Origin of the sequence: Rhodoferax sp. (genome assembly GCF_037143375.1) — a bacterium.
Taxonomy (GTDB): Bacteria; Pseudomonadota; Gammaproteobacteria; order Burkholderiales; family Burkholderiaceae_C; genus Rhodoferax.
This window is the reverse complement of record NZ_JBAWYV010000008.1, coordinates 39,012-64,052: the sequence shown is the minus strand read 5'-3', so window position 1 is coordinate 64,052 and position 25,041 is coordinate 39,012. Positions and strand designations below refer to the sequence as shown.

The 25,041-nt window shown below is 52.1% G+C and carries 24 protein-coding genes and 1 pseudogene; 6 read left to right on the top strand and 19 right to left on the bottom strand.

Features of this window, described 5'->3' with window-relative positions:
• Both WCG50_RS02725 and WCG50_RS02720 read left to right on the top strand, forming a co-directional pair.
• Window positions 1-144, top strand: a pseudogene (locus WCG50_RS02725) (PLP-dependent cysteine synthase family protein); the annotation flags it as partial.
• Window positions 145-151: 7 nt separating this feature from the next.
• Window positions 152-1,261, top strand: a complete 1,110-nt coding sequence (locus WCG50_RS02720; protein WP_336898025.1) for a carotenoid 1,2-hydratase — start codon at window positions 152-154, stop codon at window positions 1,259-1,261.
• A 6-nt stretch (window positions 1,262-1,267) separates the two neighbouring features.
• Here the strand turns inward: WCG50_RS02720 and WCG50_RS02715 are convergent, their stop codons facing one another.
• From WCG50_RS02715 to WCG50_RS02700, 4 genes are read right to left on the bottom strand one after another with little or no spacing between them, the layout of a single operon-like run.
• Complete coding sequence (locus tag WCG50_RS02715; protein ID WP_336898024.1) at window positions 1,268-2,830, bottom strand: DHA2 family efflux MFS transporter permease subunit; 1,563 nt, start codon at window positions 2,828-2,830, stop codon at window positions 1,268-1,270.
• An 11-nt stretch (window positions 2,831-2,841) separates the two neighbouring features.
• Window positions 2,842-4,056 (bottom strand): HlyD family efflux transporter periplasmic adaptor subunit, encoded by a 1,215-nt coding sequence (locus WCG50_RS02710; protein ID WP_336898023.1) that lies wholly within the window; start codon window positions 4,054-4,056, stop codon window positions 2,842-2,844.
• Between the two features lie 31 nt (window positions 4,057-4,087).
• Window positions 4,088-5,548 (bottom strand): efflux transporter outer membrane subunit, encoded by a 1,461-nt coding sequence (locus WCG50_RS02705; protein WP_336898022.1) that lies wholly within the window; start codon window positions 5,546-5,548, stop codon window positions 4,088-4,090.
• Window positions 5,538-6,089, bottom strand: a complete 552-nt coding sequence (locus WCG50_RS02700; protein ID WP_336898021.1) for a MarR family transcriptional regulator — start codon at window positions 6,087-6,089, stop codon at window positions 5,538-5,540. Before WCG50_RS02700 ends, WCG50_RS02705 begins: the two co-directional genes overlap by 11 nt.
• A gap of 90 nt (window positions 6,090-6,179) precedes the next feature.
• Here WCG50_RS02700 and WCG50_RS02695 point away from each other — a divergent pair, with 90 nt between their 5' ends.
• From WCG50_RS02695 to WCG50_RS02680, 4 genes are all read left to right on the top strand, one after another.
• On the top strand, window positions 6,180-7,961 hold the full coding sequence (locus tag WCG50_RS02695) for an ABC transporter transmembrane domain-containing protein (protein WP_336898020.1): 1,782 nt from the start codon (window positions 6,180-6,182) through the stop codon (window positions 7,959-7,961).
• Window positions 7,962-8,017: 56 nt separating this feature from the next.
• On the top strand, window positions 8,018-8,215 hold the full coding sequence (locus tag WCG50_RS02690; protein ID WP_336898019.1) for a hypothetical protein: 198 nt from the start codon (window positions 8,018-8,020) through the stop codon (window positions 8,213-8,215).
• Between the two features lie 27 nt (window positions 8,216-8,242).
• The gene (locus WCG50_RS02685; protein ID WP_336898018.1) at window positions 8,243-8,647 is read left to right on the top strand and encodes a hypothetical protein; all 405 of its coding nucleotides are present in this window, start codon (window positions 8,243-8,245) and stop codon (window positions 8,645-8,647) included.
• A 125-nt stretch (window positions 8,648-8,772) separates the two neighbouring features.
• Window positions 8,773-10,107 carry a Glu/Leu/Phe/Val dehydrogenase gene (locus WCG50_RS02680; RefSeq protein WP_336898017.1) on the top strand — a complete coding sequence of 445 codons (1,335 nt, stop codon included), beginning with the start codon at window positions 8,773-8,775 and terminating at the stop codon, window positions 10,105-10,107.
• Window positions 10,108-10,122: 15 nt separating this feature from the next.
• On the opposite strand, the gene WCG50_RS02675 is transcribed toward WCG50_RS02680, so the two are convergent.
• From WCG50_RS02675 to WCG50_RS02605, 15 genes are read right to left on the bottom strand one after another with little or no spacing between them, the layout of a single operon-like run.
• On the bottom strand, window positions 10,123-10,590 hold the full coding sequence (locus tag WCG50_RS02675) for a DUF1178 family protein (protein ID WP_336898016.1): 468 nt from the start codon (window positions 10,588-10,590) through the stop codon (window positions 10,123-10,125).
• Window positions 10,583-11,185 carry an NUDIX hydrolase gene (locus WCG50_RS02670; RefSeq protein WP_336898015.1) on the bottom strand — a complete coding sequence of 201 codons (603 nt, stop codon included), beginning with the start codon at window positions 11,183-11,185 and terminating at the stop codon, window positions 10,583-10,585. Before WCG50_RS02670 ends, WCG50_RS02675 begins: the two co-directional genes overlap by 8 nt.
• A gap of 14 nt (window positions 11,186-11,199) precedes the next feature.
• A complete protein-coding gene (locus WCG50_RS02665; RefSeq protein ID WP_336898014.1) occupies window positions 11,200-11,502 on the bottom strand; it encodes a DUF2818 family protein in 303 nt (100 codons plus the stop codon).
• A gap of 24 nt (window positions 11,503-11,526) precedes the next feature.
• Complete coding sequence (nuoN, locus tag WCG50_RS02660; protein ID WP_336898013.1) at window positions 11,527-13,014, bottom strand: NADH-quinone oxidoreductase subunit NuoN; 1,488 nt, start codon at window positions 13,012-13,014, stop codon at window positions 11,527-11,529.
• A gap of 38 nt (window positions 13,015-13,052) precedes the next feature.
• Window positions 13,053-14,528 carry an NADH-quinone oxidoreductase subunit M gene (locus WCG50_RS02655; RefSeq protein WP_336898012.1) on the bottom strand — a complete coding sequence of 492 codons (1,476 nt, stop codon included), beginning with the start codon at window positions 14,526-14,528 and terminating at the stop codon, window positions 13,053-13,055.
• Window positions 14,529-14,541: 13 nt separating this feature from the next.
• Window positions 14,542-16,557 carry an NADH-quinone oxidoreductase subunit L gene (gene nuoL, locus WCG50_RS02650; protein ID WP_336898011.1) on the bottom strand — a complete coding sequence of 672 codons (2,016 nt, stop codon included), beginning with the start codon at window positions 16,555-16,557 and terminating at the stop codon, window positions 14,542-14,544.
• 4 nt (window positions 16,558-16,561) lie between these two features.
• Window positions 16,562-16,870: an NADH-quinone oxidoreductase subunit NuoK gene (gene nuoK / locus WCG50_RS02645; RefSeq protein WP_336898010.1), complete on the bottom strand. Its 309-nt coding sequence runs from the start codon at window positions 16,868-16,870 to the stop codon at window positions 16,562-16,564.
• Window positions 16,867-17,526: an NADH-quinone oxidoreductase subunit J gene (locus tag WCG50_RS02640; RefSeq protein WP_336898009.1), complete on the bottom strand. Its 660-nt coding sequence runs from the start codon at window positions 17,524-17,526 to the stop codon at window positions 16,867-16,869. The genes nuoK and WCG50_RS02640 overlap by 4 nt, the downstream gene beginning before the upstream one ends.
• A gap of 26 nt (window positions 17,527-17,552) precedes the next feature.
• Window positions 17,553-18,074 (bottom strand): NADH-quinone oxidoreductase subunit NuoI, encoded by a 522-nt coding sequence (gene nuoI, locus WCG50_RS02635; RefSeq protein ID WP_336898008.1) that lies wholly within the window; start codon window positions 18,072-18,074, stop codon window positions 17,553-17,555.
• 12 nt (window positions 18,075-18,086) lie between these two features.
• Entirely contained in the window at window positions 18,087-19,169 is a 1,083-nt protein-coding gene (nuoH, locus tag WCG50_RS02630) for an NADH-quinone oxidoreductase subunit NuoH (protein ID WP_336898007.1), read from the bottom strand.
• Window positions 19,166-21,301 (bottom strand): NADH-quinone oxidoreductase subunit NuoG, encoded by a 2,136-nt coding sequence (nuoG, locus tag WCG50_RS02625; protein ID WP_336898006.1) that lies wholly within the window; start codon window positions 21,299-21,301, stop codon window positions 19,166-19,168. The genes nuoH and nuoG overlap by 4 nt, the downstream gene beginning before the upstream one ends.
• A 12-nt stretch (window positions 21,302-21,313) precedes the next feature.
• On the bottom strand, window positions 21,314-22,666 hold the full coding sequence (gene nuoF / locus WCG50_RS02620; RefSeq protein ID WP_336898005.1) for an NADH-quinone oxidoreductase subunit NuoF: 1,353 nt from the start codon (window positions 22,664-22,666) through the stop codon (window positions 21,314-21,316).
• Window positions 22,663-23,166, bottom strand: coding sequence for an NADH-quinone oxidoreductase subunit NuoE (nuoE, locus tag WCG50_RS02615; protein WP_336898004.1), 504 nt, complete (start codon window positions 23,164-23,166; stop codon window positions 22,663-22,665). The genes nuoF and nuoE overlap by 4 nt, the downstream gene beginning before the upstream one ends.
• Complete coding sequence (locus WCG50_RS02610; protein ID WP_336898003.1) at window positions 23,163-24,416, bottom strand: NADH-quinone oxidoreductase subunit D; 1,254 nt, start codon at window positions 24,414-24,416, stop codon at window positions 23,163-23,165. Before WCG50_RS02610 ends, nuoE begins: the two co-directional genes overlap by 4 nt.
• Window positions 24,417-24,427: 11 nt before the next feature.
• Entirely contained in the window at window positions 24,428-25,036 is a 609-nt protein-coding gene (locus WCG50_RS02605; RefSeq protein WP_336898002.1) for an NADH-quinone oxidoreductase subunit C, read from the bottom strand.
• Window positions 25,037-25,041 lie beyond the last annotated feature (5 nt).

The window sequence follows — 25,041 nt, the reverse complement described above, 5'->3', positions numbered from 1 at the left end:
CAAGGCCAGCAGGGTTCCATCCTGTCGCTGCTGTGCGATGCCGGCGAGCGCTACCTGCCAACCTACCACGACCCCGTCTGGGTACACAAAACCCTGGGCGATGTCTCGGCGGCCACCGCGCGCCTGCACGCCCAACTGGCCTGAATCCAGCATGGCAACACCGGCCCTGCCCTCACTATTCAGACGCCGTTTGCTGACGGCGGGACTGACAGCGCCCCTGTGGCCTTTGACCGTGCCCGCAGCAACCACCACCACAAAGTCTTTGGGGCCGCGCGATTTAACCTTTCCGCGTGACCTGGGCAGCCACCCTGATCACTCAATTGAATGGTGGTACATCACCGGCCATTTGCGCGCCACCGCTGGCGCACGGGAGTTTGGTTTTCAGCTGACATTTTTTCGTTCCAAAGTACTCGCCACCCAGGACATGACGTCGGCGTTTGCCGCCAAGCAACTGGTCTTTGCCCACGCTGCTGTGACCGATGTGGCGGGCAAAAAACTGCTGCACGACCAGCGCATTGCCCGCGAAGGTTTTGGTTTGGCCCAAGCCAGCCCGAGCGACACCGATGTCAAGCTGCGCGGCTGGTCGCTGGTGCGTGAGGCCGCGCAGTACCGGGCGGTGGCCAAAGGCCATGCGTTTGGGTTTGAACTGGCCTTGCGCGAGACGCAGCCGCTGCTGCTGCAAGGCGACCGTGGTGTGTCACGCAAAGGGCCTGAAGAAAAGCAGGCCAGTTTCTATTACAGCTTGCCGCAGTTGCAGGTCAAGGGCAAGCTGACTTTGGGCGATCAAACGATGCAGGTCGAAGGCAGCGCCTGGCTCGACCACGAATGGAGCCAGGAACTGATGCACCCGCAAGCCGTGGGCTGGGACTGGATTGGCATGAACTTGCTCGACGGCAGCGCCCTCACCGCCTACCAGTTGCGCGACAAAAGTGGTAACGCACTGTGGGATGGCGGCTCCTACCGGCACCCCAGCATGGGCGCCCAGCCGCATGTTTTCAGCCATGGTGAGGTGCTGTTCCGGCCCGTGCGCTACTGGACCAGCGCCACGACGAAGGCCCGCTATCCGGTCGAGTGGGTGGTGCGAACCCCGGCAGACTTCTACACCGTCAAGGCCGTGATCGACAACCAGGAACTCGACAGCCGCGCCTCCACCGGCGCGATTTACTGGGAAGGCCTGTGCGAGCTGTTTGACAGCAACAGCAAGCTGGTCGGCCACGGCTACCTGGAGATGACCGGCTATGCCAGCCCGCTGCGGTTGTAGGACACGTCAGTGCGCACCGGCAGCAACATCGGCACTCGCGGCATCGGCAGGCTTGGGTCGTGACAACCAGACCACCGGAATCAGCAGCAGAAAAATCAGGGCCGAGGCGTAGAACACATCGTTCACCGCCAGCGTGTAGGCCTGTTGATCGACCAGCCGATTGACCTGTGCCAGCGCTTGCTCCGGGCTCAGGCCAGCACTGCTCAGCCCGCCCAGCACCTGCGTGGCGGCAAAGTTGCCTTGACTGACGGATTCGGCCAGTTGCGCATGGTGCATGGCGGCGCGGTCTTGCCAGACGGTGGTGGCGATCGAGGTGCCGAACGAACCCGCCACAATCCGCACAAAACTCGACAGACCTGAAGCCGCCGGAATCTTGTCCGGGGTGATGCCCGAAAGCACGATGACGGACAGCGGAATGAAGAAAAACGCCATCGCGATGCCTTGCACCACCGTGGGCAACATCATGGTGTCAAAGTCGGCCAGGGTGCTGAAATGCGAACGCATGATCAGTACCACTGAAAACACCAAAAAGGCAAAACTGGCGAGCCAGCGCGGGTCGACCTTGTTGACGTTTTTACCCACCAGTGGCGACAAAATAATGGCAAACAGCCCGACCGGCGCCAACAACATGCCAGCGTCAATCGAGGGGTAGCCCATGAACTGTTGCAGCCACAACGGCAGCAGCACCACATTGCCAAAAAACAAACCGTAGCCGACAGAAATAGCCACTGTACCGGCCCAGAAGTTGCGCCGTTTGAACAGGCGCAAGTCGACCACCGGGTGTTCTTCAGTGAGCTCCCACGCCAGAAAGAAGGCAAACCCGACCAGCGCCACAAGCCCTAAGGCCACCACCTCGGGCGAATGGAACCAGTCCAGTTCCTTGCCTTTGTCGAGCATGATTTGCAGTGCGCCGACCCACAGCACCAGCAGGCCCAAACCGACGGAGTCGATCGGCAGTTTGTGCGTCACGCTTTCGCGCTTGTGGTAGATCGACCAGACCATGAAGGCTGACAGCAAGCCGACCGGAATGTTGATGTAAAAAATCCACGACCAATAGATGTTGTCGGTGATCCAGCCGCCCAACAGCGGCCCCAGCACCGGAGCGACCAGCGTGGTCATGGCCCACAAGGCCATCGCCAGACCGGCCAGCGCGGGCGGGTAACTCGAAAGCAGCAAGCCTTGCGACAGCGGAATCATCGGTCCAGCGACAAAGCCTTGCAGCGCACGAAACGCGATCAACGAGGTCATGTTGGGTGCCAGCCCGCACAACCACGAGCTCAGCACAAACAGCAAAACACTGGTGATGAACAGGCGCACCTGGCCGAAGCGCTGTGACAACCAGCCGGTCAGCGGCAAGGCGATGGCGTTGGCCACCCCAAAGCTGGTGATGACCCAGGTGCCCTGGTTGGCACTCACGCCCAGGTCACCGGCAATGGCGGGCAGCGACACGTTGGCAATCGACGAGTCGAGCACGTTCATGAACGTGGCGAGCGACAAGGCGATGGTGCCCCAGAGCCGTGCCGAGCCTTGCAGTGGCGGGTAGGAAATAGAAGTCGATGCGGTGGCCATAGGAGCTTGGCTTACTTGCGGCCCATATTGGCAGCGATGACCTTGCGCACCTCTTCGGCCGCACCGACATCCAGCGCTTCATAGACATTGGTTTGCACGAGGGCGGCGGCACGCGGTGCATCGGCCAGCATCTTGCCGTCCTTGTTGCTCACATCGACCGTGGCTTCCATCGACAAGCCAACGCGCAGCGGGTTTTGCGCGACTTGTGCCGCGTCGAGCGCCACCCGCACCGGTACGCGCTGCACCACCTTGATCCAGTTGCCGGTGGCATTTTGCGCCGGCAGCAAAGCAAAGGCGGCGCCGGTGCCCATGCCCAGACCACTCACCGTGCCCTTGTAATCGACTTTTTTGCCATAGATATCGGCGGTCAAATGCACCGGCTGACCGATGCGAATATGGCGCAACTGCACCTCCTTGAAGTTGGCATCGACCCACACCTGATTCATCGGAATGATGGCCATCAGCGGAGTGCCAGCCGCCACGCGCTGGCCCAACTGCACCGTGCGCCGCGCCACATAGCCGTCCACCGGGGCGGGCAAGGCGGCACGCTGGGTGGCGAGGTAAGCCTCACGCAACTTTGCAGCGGCCACCATCACGCTCGGGTGCTGGTCGATGGGGGTGCCATCGGTCATGGCCTGGTTACTCACCAACTGTTCTTTGGCCGCGGCCACACCGGCCTGCGCGGCGGCCAGCGTGCTTTTGCCATTGGCCAATTGCGTCTGTGCGTGTTTGAGTTCTTCCTGACTGACCGCGCCATTGCCGACCAGCGACTGGCGCCGGTTCAAGTCGTCGGTGGCGCGGGCGATGTCGGTTTGCGCCTTGGCCACGTCCGACTCGCGCAGGGTGATTTGCGCGCTCAGGCTGCCGTTGTTGGCGTAAAGCGTGCGCACTTGCCGCACTGCTTGGGCCAGGTTGGCACGCGACTGGTCCAGTGCCACTTTGGCATCGGCCGGGTCGAGCTTGACCAGCGCCTGACCGGCTTTCACAAAGTCGGTGTCGTCGGCCAGGATCGCCATCACGGTGCCGCCAATCTGCGGGGTGATCTGGATCACATTGCCCTGCACATAGGCGTTGTCAGTCGACTCGTAGTGGCTGGCTACCAGCCATTCATAGGCGGTCCAGCCGAGACCGGCGATGACGACGATGCTGGCCAGCGTGATGAGCGCTTTTTTGCGCTTGGGGTTGCTGGCAGCTGGCGTCGGGGTGGTGCTTGTAGGAGTGGTCATGGTGCGAGGGATTCAAATAAATAGGGGTGGTTTACTGTTGGGCGGTGCGTGTCGGCAGGTCGGCTTGGTAGCCGCCGCCCAGAGCACGCAGCAAGGCCACTTGGGTATCAAGTGCGCGGGCGGCCAAATCGACCGCCAAGCTGCGCTGGCTGAGCACCGCAGTCTCAGCATTGAGCACTTGCAGGTAGTTGCTCAGTCCGGCTTCAAAGCGCTGCTGGGCAATCTCATAGGCATTTTCAGCGGCATCTTGAGCGGCGCGCTGCTCGGTTTGCTGGCGCGCAATGGCTTGGGTGGAGGCCAACTGGTCCGACACATCGCGCACAGCGTCGATGACAGCGGCGTTGTAGCTCTCAATAGCGGCGTCCAGATCCGCGTTTTTGCCCCTCAGGTTGGCGCGCAAACGTCCGCCGTCAAACAGTGGCAAGCGCAGTGCCGGGCCGACGCCCCACTGCTCGCTGCCCGCGTCCAGCAGACGGTCCAACCCGATGCTGGAGAAGCCGGCAAACGCCACGAGATTGATGTTGGGATAAAACTGGGCACGAGCATTGCCCACGTCCTGGGTCGCGGCCTCAACCCGCCAACGCGCCGCCGCGATGTCGGCCCGGCGGCCCAGAAGGTCAGATGGCAGCTTACTGGCAGTAGCTATATTTTTAATAGCTGCTTGCGCAGGAAGCACGAGGGCTAGAGGTCGATTTGGCTCTGATACCAGAGCTCCAAGCGCGTTTCGACCCAATACAAGTTGCTCTTGCAGCGTTTCGATCTGCAACCGCGCTTGGGGCAAAGCGCCTTCGCTTTGGCGTTGTTCCAGACGCGTATCGAGCCCGGCGTTGACCCGATCCTGCACCAGCTTCAAGGTGTGGGTGCGTTGGGCCAAGCTGCGGTTTGCCACGCCCAGTTGCTCGCTCAAACGGATCAGCGAGAAATAGCTGCGCACCACGTGGCTGGCCAACAGCATGCGGGCGGCTTCGACATCGGCCTGCGCGGCCTTGGTCTGACCCAGGGCGGCATCCAGCGCTGCACGGTTTTTACCAAAAAAGTCCAATTCCCAACTACCGGTAAGTTGCGCCGTGCCGCTCTCCTGAATGGTGCCGGCCAGCGGTGGCGGCACTGCGCCTTTGGCGGTAAACAATTGCCGCGTGAGCTCTACATTGGCATTCAGTTGCGGTCCGGTCGCCGCCTGGGTCACATCAACACCCGCTTGCGCCCGGCGCAACCGGGCTTGAACGATTTTGAGTGACGGCTGTGTGGCCAGCGCTTGCGCCACCAGCGTGTTGAGCTGCTCGTCGCCAAACTCGCGCCACCAGTCGGCATTGAGCATCACGGTACTGGTATCAGCGGCGGATAAACCTAACGAGGGGGCGTCACGCAGCGTGGCCAGCGCCTCAATGCCGGACAGGTTGGCGCAGGCCGACAAGCCGGTGATGACCGCGATGAGTACGGCGGATTGGGTCAAGCGCAAGCGACGGCCCCGACTCTGAAGTTCAAGCCTCATGCGGGCCTCCTGGATTTAACGGGGTTTGGGATTGGGTGTGGGCGTTATCGAGAATTCGGTTTAAAAACCCCTTCAGGGTTTCAAACTCTGCTTCCGAAAAACCGGCCAAGTGCGCGTTTTGAACCCGACACAGCACCGCCGGGATCCCCTTGGCGGCTTCAACGCCAGCGTCGGTCAACTCAATGTTGACCACACGACGATCATCCAGTGATCGCACGCGACGGCACAGGCCCTTGGTTTCGAGTCGGTCGAGTAATCGGGTCATGGCACCGGCGTCCATATGGCATCCACGCGCCAGTTCAGCCACGGTGGCGGTCTTGCCGATGTGCAGTTTGAAGAGAGGCACCCATTGGGCGTTGGTGAGACCGCTGGGTTCGAGCTGGCGCTCAATTTCCTGCCCCACGGCCATCAGCACCCGCTTGATCAGATAGCCCACGCCAGACTCCGGCACGTAGCCATCGGCGCAGTAAAACTCGATGCCGCCGCACGCCGCATCGTTGCAGTCCGGGTTGGCTTTGTCAGATTTTGGATTTGAAATCATAGGGTGGCATTATTATTTGCTTAGGCAATTAATGTCAAGGCTTTGTTTGGTGAGGCAACCTTTTTTGGAAATTTTGGCTACACTGCCACCATGACTATGACCACCCCACTGCCCACCAAAGCCTCGCCGCGCTCTCTCTCGGGCTTGATGCCGTTCCTCATGCCCTACCGCGGCCGCATTGGCCTGGCGCTGGTTTTTCTGGTGATGGCCGCCGTTGCCACGCTGGCTTTTCCGATCGCCCTGCGCTACCTGATTGATGGCGGCCTGGTGCAGACCGACAAAGGCGCGCAAGTGATGGCCTTGCGGGAGCACTTTGCGGCGCTGTTTGGCGTCGCGGTGGCGCTGGGCCTGTTTTCAGCGGGCCGCTTTTACATGGTGAGCTGGCTCGGCGAGCGCGTGACGGCCGACCTGCGCAATGCGGTCTACGGCCATGTGCTGCAGCAAAGCCCGGAATTTTTTGAGACCACCCAGACCGGCGAAGTGCTGTCGCGCCTGTCGGCCGACACCACGCTGGTACAAACCGTGGTGGGCTCGTCGCTGTCCATGGGCTTGCGCAATCTGGTGATGGGCATCGGCGCTTTGGGCATGTTGATCTGGACCAATCCGTATGTGATGTTTCAGGTCTTGGGGGTGCTGGTATTGATCGTGGCGCCCGCCTTGTGGTTTGGCCGCCGCGTGCGCAAGCTCTCACGCGCCAGCCAGGACCGCATTGCCGATTCAAGCGCCATTGCCGCCGAGGTGCTGAACGCTATTCCAGTGGTGCAAAGTTACACCGCCGAAGGGCGCGAGTCGACCCGCTTTAATGCCTCCACCGACAGCGCCTTTGAAACCGCCGTGCGACGCAGCCGGGCACGCTCGGTGCTGGTGGCGTTCATCATCATCGCGACCTCAGGCGCCCTGTTGTGGGGCTTGTACCAAGGTACGCAAGCAGTGATTGCCGGGCGTATCAGTGCCGGGGACTTGGGCCAGACGGTGATGTACGTGATCATTCTGGCCAGTGCCTTTGCCATTTTGGGCGAGGTCTATGGCGACCTGCTTCGCGCCGCCGGCGCGACCGAGCGCTTGATGGAATTGTTGGGCAATCGCTCCCCCATTACTTCACCCTTAAATCCGGCTCCAGCCCCCGTGCTGTCTGCGGGGAGCGCTATTAATTTTGAATCCATTTACTTTAACTACCCGTCCCGCCCCAATCAGGCGGCACTGACTGATTTCTCGCTTGCCGTACTGCCGGGTCAAACGGTGGCGATCGTTGGCCCAAGTGGCGCCGGGAAAAGCACTGTGTTCCAGCTGCTGCTGCGTTTTTACGATCCAGCCTCCGGTCGCATTGTGCTGGACGGGGTAGCAACCCGCGACATGGCTTTGCACGATTTACGTCAGCGTATCGGCATCGTGCCGCAATACGCGGTCATCTTTTCCAGTAGCGCGCTGGAAAACATTCGCTATGGCAAACCCGACGCCACCGACACCGAGGTCAAGAACGCCGCCAAAGCGGCCTTTGCCGACGAATTCATCGGGGCGCTGCCCGAAGGCTATGACACATTTCTGGGGGAACGTGGCGTGCGCCTCAGTGGCGGGCAACGCCAGCGCATTGCCATCGCGCGTGCCATGCTGAAAAATCCACCACTGCTGCTGCTCGATGAGGCTACCAGCGCACTTGATGCCGAAAGCGAGCGCATGGTTCAAGCCGCGCTGGAATCTGCCATGCAGGGTCGCACCACACTGGTGATCGCCCACCGTTTAGCCACAGTGCAAAAAGCCGATCTGATTGTGGTGCTGGACCATGGGCAGCTGGTGGAGCAAGGCACTCACGCTGAGTTGGTGGCGCATGGCGGCGTCTATGCGGGTCTGGCGGCGCTGCAGTTCAATGCCTGATTGATTTTTAAACACTTCGCTCGTAAACTGACCATTCTTTTCGACAGGAGCCTCTCATGGAAATTTCAGCGGTAAAAACACCCCCCGTTCAACAGACTCAGTCCAACAAACGCGCTGAGGAAGCCAGGTTGGCGCAGAGTGAAGCTGCCAAAACCAAAGCACAAGAGGTCAAGAAAACACCTGAACCCCAACCCAAGCCCGTGGTCAATACACAGGGGCAAAGTATTGGTGGCCGCCTTAACGTGGTGGCTTGACCGGCCGCATCCAACCGTACCGCTGCCATGGTCGCGATTTCCGCTACCAATAGCGCAACACCCTCGCTTCAGTTAGCGCTGGGAAGAAACCGGCTGGTACAAGTCCGCCAGGAAGCAGACCAGGCCGAGGCCAATGCACAAAACTTGCGGCAACAGGCCGACAGTGCGGAAGTGGATGCACAAAAAAGCCAAGGCAATGTGCGTCAGCAGGCTACACGCAACCAGCAACTGGCCGCCACATACGAGTCGCAACTCAAGGGCAACAAGTCAGAAGTTCCTCCCAAAACTCAGGATTTTCTGGTGGGCTTGTACGATGCCACCAGCGAAAAGCGTGCTGCCAGCGGAAACTCTCTCAAAACCGATTCAAACGCAACGTCAATCATGAACACCCAAGGTCAAGCCACAGGTCGCATCCTCAATCTCAGTGCCTGAACTTGACGCCCATCAAGAAGCATGGTTATAAATTTTTTGCATAGATGCAAAGAAACTCTGCCTTAGACAGCCTTGCAGCTACGCATTACAGTCCGAGACTTGATCAACCCCAAAAGGCAAAACTCATGTCTCAAGTCTCTGGCTCACCCGCTTCGGGCCCCTCTGGTTTGATAACGTCCGCGTCGTCGTCATCCATTCCTTCCTACCTGCAAGCCGACAATCTCGGCCCTTGGGGCATTTATATGCAGCAGGTCGACCGGGTCATCCCTTACCTCGGCCATCTGGCCCGCTGGGCTGAAACCCTGCGACGCCCCAAACGTATATTGATCGTAGACGTGCCGATCCAAATGGACAATGGCACGGTGGCGCACTTTGAAGGCTACCGCGTGCAACACAACACCTCACGCGGTCCTGGCAAAGGTGGCGTGCGTTTTCACCAGGATGTCACATTGTCAGAAGTGATGGCTTTATCTGCCTGGATGTCGATCAAAAATGCGGCTGTCAATGTGCCATACGGTGGTGCCAAAGGCGGCATTCGGGTCGATCCCAAAACCTTGTCACGCGGTGAACTGGAACGCATCACACGCCGCTACACCAGCGAGATCGGCATCATCATCGGACCGACCAAAGATATTCCTGCGCCGGATGTCAATACCGATGAGCAAATCATGGCGTGGATGATGGACACCTACTCCATGAACGAAGGATCCACATCGACTGGTGTTGTCACCGGAAAACCGGTTGTTCTGGGTGGGTCTTTGGGTCGGCGTGATGCGACTGGACGGGGCGTGTTTACGGTCGGATCGGAAGCTGCCCGCCACATTGGACTGGACATTGCCACCGCACGCGTTGCCGTTCAAGGCTTTGGTAATGTGGGCGGCGTTGCTGCACGCTTGTTTGCGCAAGCCGGGGCTCGCGTGGTGGCTGTTCAAGACCATGATGGGACCATTTACCGGGAATCAGGATTTGACGTTCCGGCGTTGCTGGCCCATGTGGCGGCAGCTGGAACCGTCGCCGGTTTTGCCCAAGCAGAAGTTTTGGCGAACGACAAGTTTTGGGATGTTGACTGCGACATCTTGATTCCTGCTGCACTGGAGCAACAAATTACGGCTGCGAATGCAGGACGCATCAAAGCAAAAATGGTGATCGAGGGTGCCAATGGTCCGACAACACCCGCAGCGGATGACATCTTGCAAGAACGCAATATATTGGTGTTGCCCGACGTGATCGCCAACGCCGGTGGCGTGACGGTCAGTTACTTTGAATGGGTTCAGGATTTTTCAAGCTTCTTCTGGAGCGAAGATGAGATCAACGCCCGTCTGGTGAAAATCATGAAGGAAGCCTTTGCGGGTGTGTGGGAGGTTTCACAAGACAACAAAGTTAGCCTGAGGACTGCGACCTTCATCATCGCCTGCAAACGCATTTTGCATGCACGGGAACTGCGCGGACTTTACCCGTAATCGAACTATGTCCTGTCACTGCAACTGACCTTTAAGGGCCTCAGGCAGTGGCAAGGACATGATCGAAATGCCCTCTTCAAGCAAGGCTGTCGTTTCGTCGGAGGTAGCCTTGCCGCGAATTCCGCGTTCAGGGATCTCACCATAGTGAATCTTGCGGGCTTCCTCGGCAAAGCTGCTTCCGACATCATCGGTGTTGGCGATGATCTGGCGAGCCACTGACATCCAGGCCGACTGAAGAGACTCATTGTGAGCTGAGGAGTCATGCGCTTGCACATGATGAGTCTCGTTAGTGGAGACCGAGCCAAGGTTCAGGCGGGGGGCACTCAATTTCTTGGTGACGGACGCATCGCCACATACTGGACACTCAATCAAGCCTCGCTCACGTTGAGAAACAAAGTCAAGTTCAGAGGCAAACCAACCTTCAAAGACATGAAATTGGCCGCAATGAAGATCGAAAACTTTCATGCCGATACGATCAGTCAATATCTGTTGCAGTGATTTTTTTCCACGGCAAGGTCCACGCACCCGATAGTACGTTTTGCAGCCAAAGTGCGGCCGTTAGCGTTTTAGCATCTGTCACCTGACCATCACGACACCATTGCATCAAATCATCAGGCGTGGCCGAAAAAACATCAAGAAATTCACCCTGGTCTAGTTGGCGCGGACCCAAAGACAAACCACGTGCAAAAAAGATATCAATGAACTCCGTGGAATAAGAGATAACTGGATGCAACACCCCTGCCCGCGCCCACTCTATGGCACTGTAACCCGTCTCCTCAAGTAGTTCCCGCTGAGCGCACGCCAAGGTAGACTCGCCTGGATCTAGCTTTCCTGCCGGAAACTCAATCATCACGCGTCCCACGGGGTAGCGAAATTGACGCTCCAGAACTACTCGAAACTGGCCAAATTGATCCTCGAGAAGCGGAACAATCATGACTGCACCTGGATGCCTTATGTATTCACGAATGGCTACAGATCCATCTGGAAGTGTGACTTTGTCGCAAAAAGCGTGCAACAAATGCCCCTTGAACATCTCTTCACTTGAGAGTTTCTCTTCAATCAAATGATGGTCGCGCATAAATTTGACAGTACCTAAGTTCTACGTTTGAGCAAATAGCGGAACACAAATCCCGGGAATGAAAACGTTAAAAAAAGAGTCGCTGTGATGGCATAAAACTCCCAAGCTTGAGGTGCAATTTGCCCAACATGATTTTCAAGTAGCAGGGCTAACCCGCCAACCAAAAAATAATAAGACACCATTTCAAACAAACGCACCTGCAACGTCTTCTGTTGAGATACGTTGAAAAATACAAATAATCCACTAGTCGCAAAAGGTAGATTGGCCGCAATAAAAGCGGCCAATACGAGGGAAATGACAGTAAAGGTTTGAGACACGCGTTAAATGTCAGTAACCTAAGATCACGTACCTAACATTTGAACAATGGCATTGGCGCATAAAGTCATCAGACCACCCGGCACAAGTCCGAGAACCAACACCAATGCACCATTCACTGAAAGCAATGCACGAACATCAAATGGTGCCGTTATTTCCCCAGCGCCTACAGGTTGATCAAAATACATCACTTTGATCACACGTAAATAATAGAAAGCACCAATCAAAGACATCATCACTGCAAATACGGCTAAGCCAATATGAACCGCTTGTCCGGAAGCAATCAAGGCTTGAAGTACCGAGAGCTTGGCATAAAACCCGACCATGGGAGGGATACCCGCGAGAGAAAACAGACAAATGGCCATTACAGCAGCGTAAAGTGGACTGCGCTCGTTTAAGCCCGCAAAATCAGAAATCTCTTCACTCTCAAATCCATCACGGGCAAGCAGCATGATCACACCGAAACTAGCCAGTGTCGTCAACACATATGTGATGATATAAAACATGGAGGAACTGTAGGCATTTGCTGCTGAATGTATGTTGCCGTTAACCACACCAGACATCAGTCCGAGTAACACAAAACCCATTTGGGAGATGGTTGAAAAGGCCAACATCCGCTTGAGATTGGTTTGAGCAATTGCCGCCAAATTACCGATCAATAAAGAACCAATGGAAAGCACCATCAGCATTTGTTGCCAGTCCAGTGCTAGAGGCAGCATGCCTTCGACCAGCAAACGAATGAAAATCGCAAAAGCAGCCAACTTGGGAGCGCCACCAATTAGCAAGGTGACGGCCGTAGGTGCGCCTTGGTAGACGTCAGGTATCCACATATGGAATGGAACCACACCAAGCTTGAAGGCAAGACCGGCCACAATAAAGACCAAACCGAAGACCAAAACCTGGTGTTTGATCTGACCAGAATTGATCGCCTTGAAGACAGCGTTGATATCCAAGGAGCCAGTCGCCCCGTACATCATGGACATGCCATAAAGCAGGAAACCAGAAGCCAGCGCACCAAGCACAAAATACTTCATGGCAGCTTCGGTTGCTGTGACGTTGTCACGTCGTAAAGCGACCAATGCATAACTTGCAAGCGTCAGCAACTCAAGACCCAGGTAGATAACCAAAAAGTTATTGCCCGAAATCATGACGAACATGCCAAGAAGCGCAAACATGCTCAAAGAGAACATCTCACCACCACGCAACATATCCCGGTCAGCCGCATAGGGGCGACCGTATACAAGAGTCACCATGACAGCCAATGTGGCAAAGCATTTAAGCCAGTTACCCATTTGGTCACTAACGACCATGTTGCCAAAACCATATAAAGTGGCACCACCGGTGGCATAAGCAGCCTGAAGAGCAGCTACAACAGCAAGTGTGAGCAACGTCAACAAATAAGTTGTCGTTCGGCGTGGGCTCTTGACACCTAGATCGGCCAGCGCAATAACGCAAGCCATGATGAGCAGGATGATTTCAGGGTAAACCGAAATCCAACTGAGTTTGTCGATCATGTTCTATCTCTTAATTCAATTCAATCAATTCGGACTGATCAATTCAGTTTGGACTGCGCCACGTGCTTAAGCAACTCGGCTACAGATGTATCCATCACATCAGTAAATGGCTTGGGATAAATACCCATGTACATCACAGCGATGGCCAACAGTGAAAGCATGACGAATTCACGGGCATTGATATCAACTAGCTCTTTGACATGCTTGTTACCTACAGGACCTAGATATACCCGTTTAAACATCCACAAGGTATAAGCGGCGCCAAAGATCAACGCACTGGCAGCACCGAAACCTAACCAGAAGTTCGATTTCACTGCACCCAGGATCACCATCCACTCACCAACAAAGCCGGCAGTTCCAGGTAAACCACAGTTAGCCATGGCAAACAGCAAGGCAAAGGCAGTAAATTTAGGCATGGTGTTCACGACACCACCATAACTGGCTATTTCACGAGAATGAACGCGGTCGTACAACACACCAATGGACAAGAACATGGCAGCTGATACAAAGCCGTGCGCAATCATTTGAACAATACCGCCGGACACACCCAGATCGTTAAATATGAAAAAGCCTAGTGTTACGAAGCCCATATGAGCCACAGACGAATAAGCTACCAGCTTCTTCATGTCCTTCTGAACCATGGCAACTAGCCCAACGTAAATAACGGCAATCAGGGACAAAGCAATCATCAACCAAGCCCATTCACGAGCAGCATCTGGTGCGATAGGTAACGAAAACCGCAGGAACCCATATGCGCCAAGCTTAAGCATGATGGCCGCTAGGACAGCAGAACCACCAGATGGCGCTTCAACGTGAACGTCAGGCAACCAGGTATGCACTGGCCACATAGGCACTTTTACGGCAAAGGCAGAAAGGAAGGCAAAGAAAAGCAATGTCTGAGTCGTCCCGTTCAATGGAAGTCTGTGCCACAGCGCCAAGTCAAAACTACCGCCTGACTTGACGTATAAGAAGATCAAAGCAATCAGCATCAACAAGGAGCCAAGCAGCGTATAGAGAAAAAACTTGAACGCTGCGTAAATCTTGTTGGGCCCACCCCAAATACCAATGATCAGGTACATGGGAATCAATGTGGCCTCAAAGAATACATAAAACAACATGCCATCGAGCGCGCAAAACACACCAATCATCAAGCCGCTCAAGATAAGGAATGCACCCATGTACTGATTCACACGGCGAGTAATGACTTCCCAGCCAGCAATCACGACAACAACATTGATAAACGCTGTCAACAACACGAACCAAACAGAGATGCCATCGACACCAAGGTGGTAGTTCACATTGAAACGCTCTATCCACGGCGCTTTCTCGACAAACTGCATTGCGGCAGTTCCAATCTTGAAACCGTAATAAAGCGGCAAAGTAACTAGAAAGCTAGCAACAGCACCGATCAGTGCAACCCAACGCACAGAGCGCGCTTGATCATCACGACCTAATGCCAGCAGGACGACACCAAAAACAATTGGTGTCCAAATAGCCAGGCTCAACAAACCCATTTTTCTTATTCTCCTACTTGAGCCAGACGAAATACGTCATAAGCACAAAAACACCCATGATCATGGCAAACGCATAGTGGTACAAGTATCCAGACTGAACCCTGCGAACGACACCCGAAAACCAACCAACCACTTTCCAGGAACCATTCACAATGGTGCCATCAATTAGGAACTGATCGCCCCACTTCCATAATCCGGAACCAATGGCGCGTGCACCACGGGCCAATACGTTTTCGTTGAACCAGTCAAGATAGTATTTATTCTCAAGCAGAGTGTAGATAGGCTGCACACGTGACTTGATGGCTGCAGGCAATGCAGGATTAATCATGTACATGTAGTACGAAGTAACAACACCTGCCAAAGCCAGTAAAAAGGGCAACGTTGTCAAAGCATGCCATGCCATTTGGACAGGACCATGAAACGCTTTAGCAAGCTCTTCCATCGCTGCATGTTTTTCCGAATCAACGAAGATGGCTCCTTTGAAAAACTCACCAAACAACATCGGCTGGATTGTCATGAAACCGATCACCACAGAAGGAATTGCGAGAAGTATTAATGGCACCGTAACAACCCACGGAGATTCATGAGGAACATGTGGTTCGTGATGATGCCCGTGGCTGTTGTCATGGTGAGCATCAGGATTTTGAACAAATCTTTCTTTTCCATGAAACACAAGGAAGTACAAACGGAAAGAGTAGAAAGCAGTGATGAATACACCAGCGAGTACCGCAAACGATGCAAAACCAGCAGCCGGCAAGTGGCTTTCATGAACTGCTTCGATGATGCTGTCCTTTGAATAAAAACCAGCAAAAAATGGCGTACCAATCAGGGCAAGTGATCCTAAAAGAGACGTGATCCAAGTAATGGGCATGTATTTACGCAAACCGCCCATCCAGCGAATATCCTGATTGTGGTGAACACCCATGATGACGGAACCGGCTGCAAGGAACAACAACGCCTTGAAGAAGGCATGAGTCATCAAATGAAATACGGCCACAGAATAAGCGGAAGCACCTAACGCAACTGTCATGTACCCAAGTTGAGACAGAGTTGAGTAGGCCACCACACGTTTGATATCGTTTTGTATGATGCCCAGAAAACCCATGAACAAAGCAGTTATGGCACCTATCACCATGATGAAATTCAGTGCTGTCTCGCTCAGCTCAAACAAAGGCGACATACGAGCCACCATGAAAATACCCGCAGTCACCATGGTTGCAGCGTGAATTAAAGCTGAAATAGGCGTAGGACCTTCCATGGAATCTGGTAACCACACATGAAGAGGAAACTGCGCCGACTTGCCCATGGCACCAATAAACAGGCAGATACAAATCACTGTGATCAGCATCCAATCTGTACCAGGAAAGCTCAATTTAGAAAGCTCTCCAGATTTGGCAAATACTTCGGAGTAATTCAGTGTTCCTGTAAAAGCAACAATCAAACCAATACCAAGAATGAAACCAAAGTCACCAACGCGGTTGACGAGGAAGGCTTTCATATTCGCAAAAATGGCTGTTGGCTTATTGAACCAAAATCCAATCAGGAGATATGAAACCAGTCCAACGGCTTCCCAGCCAAAGAACAACTGCAACATGTTGTTGCTCATGACGAGCATCAACATAGAAAAGGTGAACAATGAAATGTAGGCAAAGAAACGGTTGTAACCTTCGTCCTCTTCCATATAACCGATGGTGTAAATATGAACCATCAATGAAACAAAAGTCACGACGCACATCATCATGGCAGTTAAACCATCGACGAGGAATCCAACTTCCATTTTCAGTGGTCCAACGACCATCCAGGTGTAGAGAGTTTCATTGAATCGTGCCCCATCTTGCACGACGCTTAACAGTGTCATGACAGAAAGCACAAATGAAACCAACACACCAAGAATAGTCAACGAATGCGACATCTTGCGACCAAGCCAGTTGCCACCAAACTTGGTACCAAGAACGCCAGCAAGCACAGCACCGACAAGTGGTGCCATAGGGACCAGTAGAAGTGCCGAAGCTGAAAGGGTTTGACTCATCTTATTAACCCTTCAATGTATTAAGTTCATCCACATTGATACTTGCCTTATTGCGGAACAAGAGCACCAAGATGGCGAGACCAATTGCAGATTCAGCAGCAGCAACTGTCAATATAAAGAACACAAATATTTGACCGTGCATATCGCCCAAATAATAGGAGAAAGCAACGAAATTAGTGTTTACGGCCAAAAGCATCAATTCAATCGCCATTAACAACACGATTAAATTTTTACGATTGAGGAAAATGCCAATCACTGACATGGCGAACAACATCGCCCCTAATGAAAGAAAATGTCCGAGAGTAACTGTCATACCTTAGTCTCCGCATCAGTGGCGTTGGTTAAATCTTCAACCAAGGTGGGTTTAGTAGCCGCCATTTTGTGAACAACCATCCGATCTTTAGACTTGACACGAACCTGGTCTGACGGACTCACGTACTTGCTATCTTTTCTTTGACGTAAGGTCAATGCGATGGCGGCAATCATGGCAACCAACAAAATCGCAGCAGCTACTTCAATCGGGTAAAGATATTGTGTGTATAAAAGCTTGCCCAGTTCTTTGCTATTAGAAATCTCAACAGCTGCATTACCTGCGACAGCTAAAGCATGCGGTTCTTCTATGACTCGGAAACCACCCATCAAGACTGCAGCCATTTCCAAAGCTATCAAAACGCCAACAACAGCAGCCAAGGGGAAGTTCTTCCAGAAACCATGCCTGATGCTATCGACGTTGATATCCATCATCATCACAACAAACAGGAAAAGAACCATCACTGCACCAACGTAAACGAGGACCAAAGCAATGGACAGAAACTCTGCCTTAAGTAACATCCAGACCATAGCGGCCTGAAAAAATGTAAGTACTAAAAAAAGTACTGCATGCACTGGGTTGCGGGCGGTAATTACCCGAAACGCAGAGAACAGCAACACTGCTGAAAATACGTAGAACAAACCAGACTTAACATCCATATCGATTATTTCTTTCTTGCAATGGATCAGCGGTATTTGGCATCTGCTGCTTTATTGGCAGCGATTTCATTTTCAAAACGGTCACCGACAGCCAAAAGCATTTCTTTTGTGAAGTACAAATCACCCTTTTTTTCTCCGTGATACTCAAGAATATGAGTTTCAACGATCGAATCTACAGGGCAACTCTCTTCACAAAACCCACAAAAAATACATTTTGTCAGATCAATATCGTAGCGACTTGTGCGTCTTGATCCGTCTGAACGAACCTCAGACTCAATGGTGATCGCCATTGCCGGGCAAACTGCTTCGCATAATTTACAAGCTATGCAACGCTCTTCCCCGTTTTCATAACGGCGCAAAGCATGCAAACCACGAAAACGAGGAGATAGAGGCGACTTTTCCTCTGGGAACTGAATTGTTACTTTTCGACGAAAAAGATAACGTCCGGTTAATGCAAGTCCCTTGAATAATTCCAACAGCAGAAAGCTGGTGAGAAAATCCTTGAGAGAAAAAGGAGCCGGTTTAGAGACAGAAGTAATTGTGGACATCATCAACTCCTGTTATTTCCAAATATTAAAGGAGGTTTGCATCCAGGCACCCACTACCACTAACCATACCAAAGTGACGGGTATGAACACCTTCCACCCTAAACGCATAATCTGGTCATACCGAAAACGAGGGAAGGTAGCACGTACCCAAATAAACAAACTAACTACTGCACATGTCTTGATACCTAACCATATCCAACCAGGTATCCAGTTGAACAATGCGCTATCAATAGGAGAAATCCATCCACCCAAGAACATGACCGTTGCCAAGATGGAAACTAGCCACATATTTGCATATTCAGCCAAATAGAACATGGCATAAGACATACCAGAGTATTCAACCATGTGCCCAGCAACAATTTCAGCCTCACCTTCAACAACGTCAAAGGGGTGTCGATTCGTTTCAGCCAGACCTGAAATGATATAAACCACAAAAATCGGCAACAGCGGTAACCAGTTCCAGGATAAGAAATTTAATCCCATGTGCGCAAAGTAACCCTTGCCCTGCCCTGTGACGATATCTGTCATGTTCATACTGGCTGAAACCATTAAGACGATAACAAGACAAAATCCCATGGCCAGTTCATAACTCACCATTTGAGCGGACGCGCGCATGGCTCCCAGGAATGAATACTTGGAATTTGATGCCCAGCCTGAAATCACAACGCCGTAGACTTCCATTGATGTGATCGCCATAACGAACAACAAACCAGCATTGATATTGGCTAGAGCAAGATCAGGACCAAATGGAATTACCACCCAAGCTGCCATGGCGGGCATGATCGTCAAAATTGGACCGATAAAGAACAGGCCTTTACTGGCTGCTGTCGGCATAAGAATTTCTTTACCCAACAGTTTCAAAGCGTCAGCAATTGGCTGCAATAAACCCAAAGGCCCCACACGATTTGGTCCGACACGAACTTGCATCCAACCCAGAAACTTTCGTTCCCATAATGTCAGGTAAGCCACGGCGCCCATTAAAGGCAAGACTACGACCACGATCTTGACTAACGTCCAGATGATCGGCCAAGCAATTGCAGTCCACCAAATTGCATCCAGCAATCCCAGACCGAAGGCATAAATCATGTCAATCATGCTGCCACCTCTTCAACCGATTTGTGGCTTTTGCCATCTACTGTCGCCTTCAGTGCAGGAGCTCGACGAACGATGCTGTCCAACTCATAAATACTTGCAACTACAGGCTGCACTGAGGAAGGAGATAGATCAATGTTGGCTTGTGTTGCATTGCTTAATAATCCCGGTAGTACCTGGATATCTTCCGACGTTGATAAGCCAGGAATAGCAGCAAGCACAGCCTTAGAAGAATCAAAATCAATACTTGGAATACTCAGCATATTGGCTAGCACGCGGAGCACTTTCCATGCAGGACGTGCATCCCCAAGTGGCTTCACAACTGCATGGAAGCTTTGAACACGGCCTTCAGCATTAATAAACGAGCCTGAAGTTTCTGTAAAAGGAGCAATGGGTAACAAAACATCACTAATTGCCATATTGGCCTTGAATGGGCTCAGCGTCACAACCATCTGAGCATTCATCAGACCAGATACAGAATTAGTGCCTGCTGCTGAATCGAATTCAGGTTCAGTATTCAACAACAACACTGCTTTAAGTCCACCACCAAGCATTTCTGATGCGTTGAGACCCTTAGCACCAGGAACTGCTCCTGCAATCTGAGCGCCAACTGTATTTGCAGCTTCAGTCAAATAACCAACAGTGGCACCTGCTGCATCAGCAATCCAATTAGCAAGAGCCAAAATACTGGAAGCCTTGGCGTGATGCGCAGCAGCATTGCCTAGTAAAACGGACTTCCGCTCGCCGCCTAACAGCGACTTTGCAATAGTTTGGGCTGACTCAGTAACAGTTCCATTCGCTGGAGAAGTCACCCCTTTTTCCACAGCTAATGCAGTTGCAATATCTGCAAGTGCTTGCACCCAGAAATCAGCGGAGCACAAAAGCGTGTTGGACACAGGCATGGCCCAATCTTCTACCGCAGATTGAACAACGTTGACCACACAACCCTTGCGAGCTGCCTGACGAATCCGCTGTGCGAACAGTGGGTGATCTTTACGAAGGCTTGATCCAATAACCAAAACACGTTGTAGATCGGACAAAGAAGCAATCGACGTCCCGAGATAATGAGCACCTTCTGACATCTTGAATTCAGAATTGCGCAAACGGTAATCTACGTTTTCACTACCTAAGCCGCGAATCAAATTACTTGCAAGATAGGCTTCTTCAAGCGTGCTATGTGGACTAACCAAAGCACCAATGCTCGATGCGCCATGCTCAGTACGAATGTCTTTCAAACCATTGGCAATGTATTCCAGTGCAGTCTGCCATTCGACAGACTTCCATTCACCGCCCTGTTTGATCATCGGGGTAGTTAAACGCTCATCGCTGTTCAATGCCTCGTAAGAAAAGCGGTCGCGGTCAGCGATCCAGCATTCATTGACTTCTTCATTTTCTAGTGGGACAACGCGCATGACCTTGTTATTTTTGACCTGAACGATCAAATTTGCACCCGTGGAATCATGCGGGCTGACAGACTTGCGGCGTGATAATTCCCACGTGCGCGCACTGTATCTGAAGGGCTTGCTTGTCAATGCGCCAACAGGACAGATATCAATCATATTGCCAGAGAGTTCAGAATCAATGGACTGACCAAGAAACGTTTCAATCTCTGCATGCTCGCCACGGTTAGACATGCCCAGTTCCATGACGCCGGCCACCTCTTGACCAAAGCGAATGCAGCGTGTGCAATGAATACAACGACTCATTTCTTGCATGGAAATCAAGGGGCCTACGTCCTTGACAGCAACAACGCGTTTTTCTTCTTCGTAGCGTGAAGATGAGGCGCCGTAACCGACTGCTAAATCTTGCAACTGGCACTCTCCGCCCTGGTCACAAATTGGACAATCAAGGGGGTGATTAATCAGCAAAAATTCCATCACTGATTTTTGAGCCTTGATTGCTTTATCGCTTTTAGTGCGAACAATCATGCCCTGCGTTACAGGCGTTGCACAAGCAGGCATCGGCTTGGGCATTTTTTCAACATCAACCAGGCACATGCGGCAGCTTGCTGCAATGCTTAGTTTTTTGTGGTAACAAAAATGCGGGATATAGGTGCCGGCCTTGTCAGCGGCATGCATGATCATGCTGCCTTCAACAATATCAACCTTCTTGCCGTCGAGTTCAATTTCAATCATCTTAGGACTCGCTCAAACGTAGGCAGGGACCATGCAGGTCTTGTGCTCTATGTGATATTCAAATTCATGCCGGAAATGCTTGATCATGGCGCGAACTGGCATAGCAGCCGCGTCACCCAGTGCACAGATTGTCCGCCCCTGTATGTCTTCTGCCACTGAATTCAGCAGGTCCATGTCAGATACTTTTCCATGCCCTTCTTCAATTCTGTCAACCAAACGGGACAACCACCCTGTGCCTTCTCGGCATGGTGTGCACTGTCCACAGGATTCGTGCATGTAGAAATAACTCAAACGTTGAAGGCTCTTGACCATACAACGACTGTCATCTAAAACGATGACGGCACCTGAACCAAGCATAGAACCGGCTTTGGCTATGGAGTCGTAATCCATAGTGCATTCCATCATGATGCTGGCAGGCAAAATAGGCGAAGATGAACCACCAGGAATAACGGCCTTCAGTTTGCGGCCACTTCGTACGCCACCGGCAAGTTCTAGCAACACGGAGAACGGTGTCCCCATGGGAATTTCATAGTTTCCAGGAAGCTCTACGTCGCCGCTTACAGAATAGATCTTGGTGCCACCGTTGTTTGGCTTGCCGGATTCCAGATAAGCTTTGCCACCGTTTCGAATGATCCAGGGAACAGCTGCAAAAGTTTCGGTATTGTTGATGGTGGTCGGCTTGCCGTATAAGCCAAAACTAGCAGGGAAAGGAGGCTTGAAACGTGGTTGTCCTTTTTTACCTTCCAGCGATTCCAGTAGCGCGGTCTCTTCACCACAAATGTAGGCTCCGAAACCGTGCGCAGCATGCAACTGAAATGAGAACGCGCTTCCTAAAATCTTGTCACCCAAATAACCTGCGGCACGGGCTTCTTCCAAAGCTTCTTCAAATCGGTCATAGCTCTTGAATATTTCGCCATGGATGTAGTTGTAGCCTACCGTTATGCCCATGGCATAAGCTGCAATGATCATTCCTTCAATAACAATGTGAGGATTGAATTGAAGAATATCGCGGTCTTTACAGGTTCCAGGCTCGCCCTCATCCGAGTTACAAACCAGGTATTTTTGCCCGGGAAACTGGCGGGGCATGAAGCTCCATTTAAGCCCCGTTGGAAACCCAGCGCCACCGCGTCCGCGAAGCGATGATTCTTTAACAACCGCAATGACTTGGTCTTGGGTCAGACCCTCGCCACCGTCGGTGCCAAGTATTTTCCGAAGTGCCTGATAGCCACCGCGCGATTCGTAGTCTCTTAAACGCCAGTTGCTACCGGTCAAACCCGTCAAGATCTGAGAGTTTATATGCCGATCATGAAAGCATGTTTGTACGCCAGTGGCTTGAAACTGAGCGAGAATTTTCTCAGCCATCATTGAGGGTCTCCTGCAGCACGCAAACCATCCACCAATTGATCAAGTTTGTCATTGCTCATGAAACTGCACATTGTTCTGTCATTTACCAATAAGACAGGCGAATCTGCACAAGCACCTAAACATTCACATTGTTGAAGTGTGAACAAACCATCTGGTGTGGTTTCTCCCATGCTAATGCCTAACTTCTCTTCAAGATGTTGCAGTGCCCGACCGCCATCACGCAACTGACAAGGTAAGTTTGTGCAAACGTTGAGCTTGTACTTGCCACAAGCATGTTGGTTATACATGTTGTAGAAAGTAGTCACTTCGTGAACAGCAATGGGTGCCATGCCGAGGTAATCTGCGATTACTTTTTCACTTTCCGCACTTACGAACCCAGCTTCTTGCTGCACGATCGCGAGACACGCCATAACAGCCGATTGTTTTTGGTCATCCGGATATTTAGCAACTTCCTTGGCAAAACGTGCCAAGGTCTCTTGAGTAACAATTTCTGAGATCATCGGTCAATCTCTCCAAACACAATGTCCATTGTCCCAATTACGGCGACAACGTCCGCAATCATGTGACCACCCGCTAACTCATTCAGCCCAGCCAAATGTACATAACCAGGTGGACGAATTTTTAACCGGTAAGGCTTGTTGGCGCCATCGCTCACAATGTAAATACCGAACTCTCCCTTGGGATGTTCTGTCGCTGCATAGGCCTCGCCTTCAGGCACATGAAAACCTTCGGTGAAGAGTTTAAAGTGATGAATAAGCTCTTCCATGTTTGACTTCATGGATTCGCGGTCTGGCGGTGCGACTTTATGGTTATCGGTAATCACTGGACCTGGATTGACGCGCAACCAGTCGATACACTGTTTGATGATGTTATTGGACTGCTTCATCTCTTCCATACGGACGAGATATCGATCGTAGCAATCGCCGGTCACACCCACAGGAACATCGAACTCAACTTGATCGTAAACATCATAGGGTTGTTTTTTACGCAAATCCCACGCGACACCTGAACCCCGGAGCATGGCGCCAGAGAAGCCCATGTTCATTGCACGCTCTGCCGTCACAACACCGATATCAACCGTACGTTGTTTCCAAATCCTGTTTTCTGTGAGCAGCGTATGGTATTCACCCAAATACGTTGGAAAACGGCGAGTGAAATCTTCAATGTAATCAAGCAACGAGCCTTGGCGATTGCTATTCAACTCAGCGACGCCCTTGGCATTTCTTATTTTGCTAGCTTTGAACTGGGGCATTGTCTCGGGTAGATCCCTGTAGACACCCCCTGGACGAAAGTAGGCAGCATGCATGCGAGCACCGCTAACGGCCTCGTACATATCAAAGAGATCTTCTCGCTCGCGAAACGTGTAAATCAGAATCGTAGAGCTTCCGCAGTCATTCCCATGTGACCCCAACCACATCAGGTGATTCAAGAGTCGGGTGATCTCTGCAAACATCACCCGGATGTACTGCGCACGCACAGGCACATCAATGTCCAGCAACTTTTCAATGGCGAGACAATAGGCGTGTTCATTACACATCATCGACACGTAATCAAGACGATCCATGTACGGCAATGATTGAATGTACGTTTTGCTTTCAGCCAGCTTTTCGGTCGCGCGATGCAATAGCCCGATATGCGGGTCAGCACGCTGAACTACTTCGCCATCGAGTTCGAGAACCAAACGCAATACGCCATGAGCAGCTGGATGCTGTGGCCCGAAGTTAAGTGTGTAGTTTTTTATTTCAGCCATAACCAAGTCGCCTAGTGCAGGCCTCCGTAATTGTCTTCACGGATGATGCGCGGAGTAATTTCTCGCGGTTCAATCGTTACAGGCTGATATACGACACGTCGACTTTCAGCGTCATAGCGCATCTCGACATGACCGCTTAAAGGAAAATCTTTTCTGAACGGATGACCAATAAAGCCATAGTCAGTAAGAATGCGCCGCAAGTCGTTGTGACCTTCGAAAACAATTCCGAAAAGGTCAAAGGCTTCGCGTTCAAACCAGTTCGCAGAATTCCAGAGTTCCATCACGGAAGCAACTACTGGGAAATCATCATCTTCAGCGAATACTTTTAATCGTACACGCTGGTTTAAGCTGACAGACAACAGATGAAGCACAGCACAAAAACGGAAGCCATCTTGACCTACGCCCTTGTAATCCGAGTAATCTACGCCACACAAATCCATCAATTGTTCAAAACAGCAATCTGGAGCATCGCGTAAGGTTTTAGCAGCACTCAGGTAATCAGCAGCAGCCACCACAACAGTGACCTCACCAAGAGCGACATTGATGCTTTTAACTTTATCACCCAAGGCAGCAGCGATTGTCTTTTTCAAGGCCTCGGCATTCACAGCAAATACAGTCATTACCA